We start from the raw sequence: 4,599 nt of genomic DNA, 5'->3' as shown, positions 1-4,599 counted from the left end.
TACGCCGGGCAGGTTGTGGATCACCGTCGGGGCGGTCCTGGGCCTGTTCATCGCCGGCTACACCGGCGTGCTCCTGGCCGTCTCCAACCAGCCGGTGTGGAGCGACACGTGGGCGCTCGGCGGCCTCTTCCTCGCCTCCGGGCTCGCCGGCTCGGCGGCGCTGCTCCTGCTGCTCGTCCGCTACCGGGCGGACGCGCGGGCCAGCGCCAGCATGCTGGAGCTCTCCGAGCGCCTCTTCACGCTCCTCGAGCTCGCGCTGCTGGTGGTCTTCGTGCTCACCCTCATCCCGGCCGGCGCCCTGGACGACGCCTTCGGCTTCCCCTGGATCCTGCTGTGGCTGGTGGCGTTCGCGGGGATGGTGCCCGGGCTTCGCGGCCTCGTAACCTCTCGGCTCGCCGTCACCGCCGACGGCGCCGTGGTCGCCCAGCCGCAGCTCGCGTTGGCGAGCGCGCCCGGGCTGGTGCTGATCGGTGTGCTTGCGTTGCGCGCCGCGGTGATCCTCAGCGCCCAGTTGTGAGTGGCAGGGATTTGCGGGCACACCCCCCACAGGGGCGCTAGGTCGAGTCGTTGTCGGGGCGGTGGGCGTGGAACACGATCCGCGATCCGGTGCGGATCCGCGCCTGCTCGAGTCCCGCACGTTGCAGTCGCGCCCCAAGGGTGGCGGGATCGACGACGGTCCGATTGTCGCCGAGGTGGATCAGGCGGAACTTGAGTCCCCGACCTGGGTTGTCGGAGCCGCAGAAGACGCCGCCAGGAGCCAGCACCCGGCGGACCTCGGCGAACAGCCGATCCTGCAGTTCGGGGAATGGGAGGTGGTGCAGCATCGTCAGGCAGACCACGGCGCTGAAGGCGGCGTCGGCGAAGGGCATGCTCGTCGCGTCCGCCTGCACGACGCGCGCGGCCGGCACCCGGTGGCGGGTCGCCCTGGCCAGGGTCGGGTCGATCTCGACCGCGGTCAGCTCCGCCGCCACCCCGGCCAGAACCTCGGTCGTGAGCCCCGGGCCGGGACCGATCTCCAACACCCGCCGGCCCAGGTCGGTCCCCTCCAGCACGGCCGGCGCCAGGGTCGTCTGCACCAGGCGGGCCCAGCTGGAGCTTCCACAGTAGTAGCGGTGGAACCTGTTCACGCCGCTCCTCTCATCGACCGCCAGAGTGTCATGTCAGCCCGAGCGCGCGGTAGCGGCGGCGGCGCTCACGGTACCGGGCCGAGGGGTCGGACCGGAGCAGGGTACCGAGTTCGGCTTCGAGCGCCGCGCCCACCCGTTGCAGGAACGCCTCACCCTCGTCGGCGGCGTCGGGAAGCTCCGGGACCACCCGGTCGACGATGCGATGGGCACGAAGGGCGGCCACGCCGATGCCTTGCCGCTCGGCGACCTCGACCGCCCGCTCGGTGGTGCGGTACAGGACGGCCGATGCCCCCTCGGGCGGTAGCGGGGAGAGCCAGGCGTGCTGGGCCGCGACGACGCGGTCGGCCGGCAGGAACGCAAGCGCGCCGCCGCCAGCCCCCTCGCCGAGGAGCAGGCACAGGGTCGGGGCCGGCAGGGTCACCAGGTCGGCCAGGCACCGGGCGATCTCCCCGGCCAGCCCGCCCTCCTCGGCCTCTTTGGACAGGTCCGCCCCGGCCGTGTCCACGATCGTCACCAACGGCAGGTCCAGTTCGGTGGCGATGCGGATGCCACGCCGGGCCGCGCGCAGCCCGGCTGGTCCCAGCGGCTGCTGGCGCCGCTGCCGGTGCCGGTCCTGCCCCAGGAGGATGCAGGGGACGGCGCCGAAGCGGGCAAGGACCAGGAGCACCCCGGGGTCCATCTCCCCGGCGGCGGTCCCGCTCAGGGGCGTCACGTTCCGCGCGGCCACCCTGAGCAGGGCCCGCACCCCCGGCCGGTCCGGGCGCCGCGAGCGGCGGATCGACTCAGCGACCGGGGTCTCGCCCGCCTGGTCGTCGGCGGGCGGCTCGGCGGCCTGTGGGACCTCGCGGGGGGCGCACAGCACATCCAGGACGCGGGCAGCCACCTCGGCGACCTCCTCAGGCGCCACCACCGCGTCGACCAGGCCCTTGGCGTAGAGGTTCTCGGCCACCTGCACGTCGGGCGGGAACGGCTGGTCGTGCAGGGCCTCATAGACCCGCGGCCCCAGGAAACCGATCAGCGCCCCCGGCTCGGCCGCGGTCACATGCCCGAGCGACCCCCAGGAGGCGAGCACGCCCCCGGTGGTGGGGTGCCGAAGGTAGACCAGGTAGGGCAGCCCGGCCCTGCGGTGGTCGGCGATCGCCGCCGCCACCTTGACCATCTGCAGGAACGCGACCGTGCCCTCCTGCAGGCGGGTCCCGCCCGAGGCCGGCGCCGCGACCAGCGGCAGGCGCTCCCTGCCCGCCCGCTCGACTGCGCGGACCAGCCGCTCGCCGGCGGCGACGCCGATCGAACCGGCGAGAAACCCGAATTCGGACACGACCACCGCCACCTGGCGGCCGCGTAGCCGGCCGGTGCCGGTGAGGACGGCCTCGTCCAAGCCCGTCCGTTCCCGCGCCCTGGCCAGGTCGGCGGCGTAGCTGGGATCGAGGCCGTGCGGCGCCACCGCCGGCTCGTCCCAGCTCCGCCAGGAGCCGGGATCGACGACCGCGTCGATCAGCTCGGCGGCGCTGAGGCGGACCGGCCGGTCCGCCCCGCCCGATGGTGCTGCTCCTGTCATGGGGTCCCTCGGCTGGTCTAGCCTTCAGACAGCATCCATGATCGGCGTCGCGGCCGACGGGCGCGAGGTCTCGCGACGGGCGGGAGGCACCCGATGAGCGCTTCGACCACCCCGACGGCAGGCGGCACCCTGCTCCCTCCGCTGGCCGACCCCAGCGACCAGGAAGCGATCCGCTTCGGGCAGCGGGTCCTGACCTACCGGGAGCTGACCGGCGTGGCGACCCACCTTGCCGGTCTGCTCCAGTCCAGGCCCCGCGTCGCCGTGTGGGCGGTGCCGGCCCTGGAGACCTGCGCGGCGGTGGTCGGCGCCCTGGTCGCTGGCGTACCGGTGGTGCCGATCAACCCCAAGGCGGGCGAGCGCGAGCTGGCCCACATCGTCGCCGACAGCGCACCGGCGCTGCTGTTGACCGCCGAGGGCGTCGAGCTTCCCCCACAGCTGGCCGGCGTTCCCCGGGTCGACGTCGATCTGTCGGCCCGGGGCGGTGCCCTGCCCGCCGAGCCCTCGCCCGAGGCTCCGGCGGTGATCGTCTACACCTCGGGGACGACCGGGCCGCCCAAGGGTGTCGCGTTGCCCAGGCGGGCGATCTCGTCCAACCTGGACGCGCTGGCCGCCGCCTGGGAATGGACGGGCGACGACGTCCTCGCCCACGCCCTGCCGCTGTTCCACGTCCACGGGCTGATCCTTGGCGTGCTCGGACCCCTCCGCCTCGGCGGAGCCGTCCACCACCTGGAGCGCTTCTCGTCGGCGGCGGTGGCCGCCGAGCTGACCGGGCCGGCGACGATGATGTTCGGCGTCCCCACCATGTACCACCGGTTGGCTGCCGACGCCGAACGCGATCCGGAGACCGCCGGCGGGATCTCGCGGGCACGACTGCTGGTCTCCGGATCGGCGGCGCTGCCGGCCACCGACCACGAGCGGATCGCGGCCGCCACCGGCCAGCGCGTCGTCGAGCGCTACGGCATGACCGAGACGCTGATGAACTGTGCCGTGCGTGCCGCCGGCGACCGCCGTCCCGGCACCGTCGGACCGCCCCTCGACGGGGTGGAGGTGCGGCTGATCGATGACGACGGCGCGACCATCCAAGCCAGCGACGACCAGACCGTCGGCGAGATCCTGGTGCGGGGGCCGAATCTGTTCCTGGAGTACCTCAACCGCCCGGACGCCACCGCCGAGGCGGTCCGCGACGGCTGGTTCCACACCGGGGATGTGGCCGTGCGCGCCCCCGACGGCTACATCCGGATCGTCGGGCGCCGCTCGGTCGACCTGATCAAGAGCGGCGGGTACAAGATCGGCGCCGGCGAGATCGAGAGCGCTCTGGGCGAGCACCCGGGGGTCGCCGAGGCGGCGGTGACCGGGGAGCCCGATCCCGACCTGGGGGAGCGCATCGTCGCCTGGATCGTCCCGGCCCAGGCGCGGCCGCCCGAGCAGGAGCTGATCGGCCACGTTGCGCGGCTGCTCGGCCCGCACAAACGCCCCCGGGTGGTCCGCTACCTGGACCAGCTGCCCCGCAACGACATGGGCAAGGTCATGAAGCGCGACCTCAAGGACTCAGCTCCGCCCTAGCCCAGGACGACCACGAACACCAACCAGAGCCCGATCGGGGGCGAGCACGGTAACCAGGACGCCGTAGGCCACCAGCTGCCGGAAGAAGCGGTCCCGGTCGACACTCTGGGGGGCGTTGGCCATCGATGGTGCCCATCTCCTGCAGCACGCCGACGTAGGTGCCGACCCGGTGATCAGCAGGATCTCCGGCCAGGTGACCTGCCCGACCGCGCGCTTCTGCAGCTGTGGCGAGATCAGGGTGAGGACCAGGCCGATGGTGATGGCCACGAACCCGATGTCGAGCTCGAAGAAGAGGGTCAGCGCGGCCAGGGTGAGGATCCCGGCGACGGTGAGGAGCTGGTAGGACCTCGA

The 4,599-nt window shown here is 73.5% G+C and carries 4 protein-coding genes and 1 pseudogene; 2 read left to right on the top strand and 3 right to left on the bottom strand.

What is annotated here, in order from left to right; all coding sequences use genetic code 11:
- Positions 1–517, top strand: a 517-nt coding sequence (locus VF468_07385) for a hypothetical protein (GenBank protein ID HEX5878127.1), incomplete at its 5' end; no start/stop codon positions are given.
- Between the two features lie 37 nt (positions 518–554).
- Here the strand turns inward: VF468_07385 and VF468_07380 are convergent.
- Positions 555–1,127 carry a class I SAM-dependent methyltransferase gene (locus VF468_07380; protein HEX5878126.1) on the bottom strand — a complete coding sequence of 191 codons (573 nt, stop codon included), beginning with the start codon at positions 1,125–1,127 and terminating at the stop codon, positions 555–557.
- Positions 1,128–1,155: 28 nt separating this feature from the next.
- Entirely contained in the window at positions 1,156–2,685 is a 1,530-nt protein-coding gene (locus VF468_07375) for a carboxyl transferase domain-containing protein (GenBank protein HEX5878125.1), read from the bottom strand.
- Positions 2,686–2,778: 93 nt separating this feature from the next.
- Between VF468_07375 and VF468_07370 the strand changes: the two genes are divergently transcribed.
- Positions 2,779–4,248 (top strand): acyl-CoA synthetase, encoded by a 1,470-nt coding sequence (locus VF468_07370; GenBank protein HEX5878124.1) that lies wholly within the window; start codon positions 2,779–2,781, stop codon positions 4,246–4,248.
- On the opposite strand, the pseudogene VF468_07365 reads toward VF468_07370, so the two are convergent.
- Positions 4,245–4,599: pseudogene (locus VF468_07365) on the bottom strand (hypothetical protein). The gene VF468_07370 and the pseudogene VF468_07365 overlap by 4 nt on opposite strands.

This window comes from Actinomycetota bacterium, from assembly GCA_036280995.1.
GTDB lineage: Bacteria > Actinomycetota > CALGFH01 > CALGFH01 > CALGFH01 > CALGFH01.
Note: the sequence above shows the minus strand (reverse complement) of the source record. Positions and strands in the feature narration are given on the sequence as shown.

Coding starts and splice junctions, on each gene's coding strand:
- VF468_07375 (HEX5878125.1), bottom strand. CDS start 2,685: ATGACAGGAGCAGCACCATCGGGCGGGGCGGACCGGCCGGTCCGCCTC.
- VF468_07370 (HEX5878124.1), top strand. CDS start 2,779: ATGAGCGCTTCGACCACCCCGACGGCAGGCGGCACCCTGCTCCCTCCG.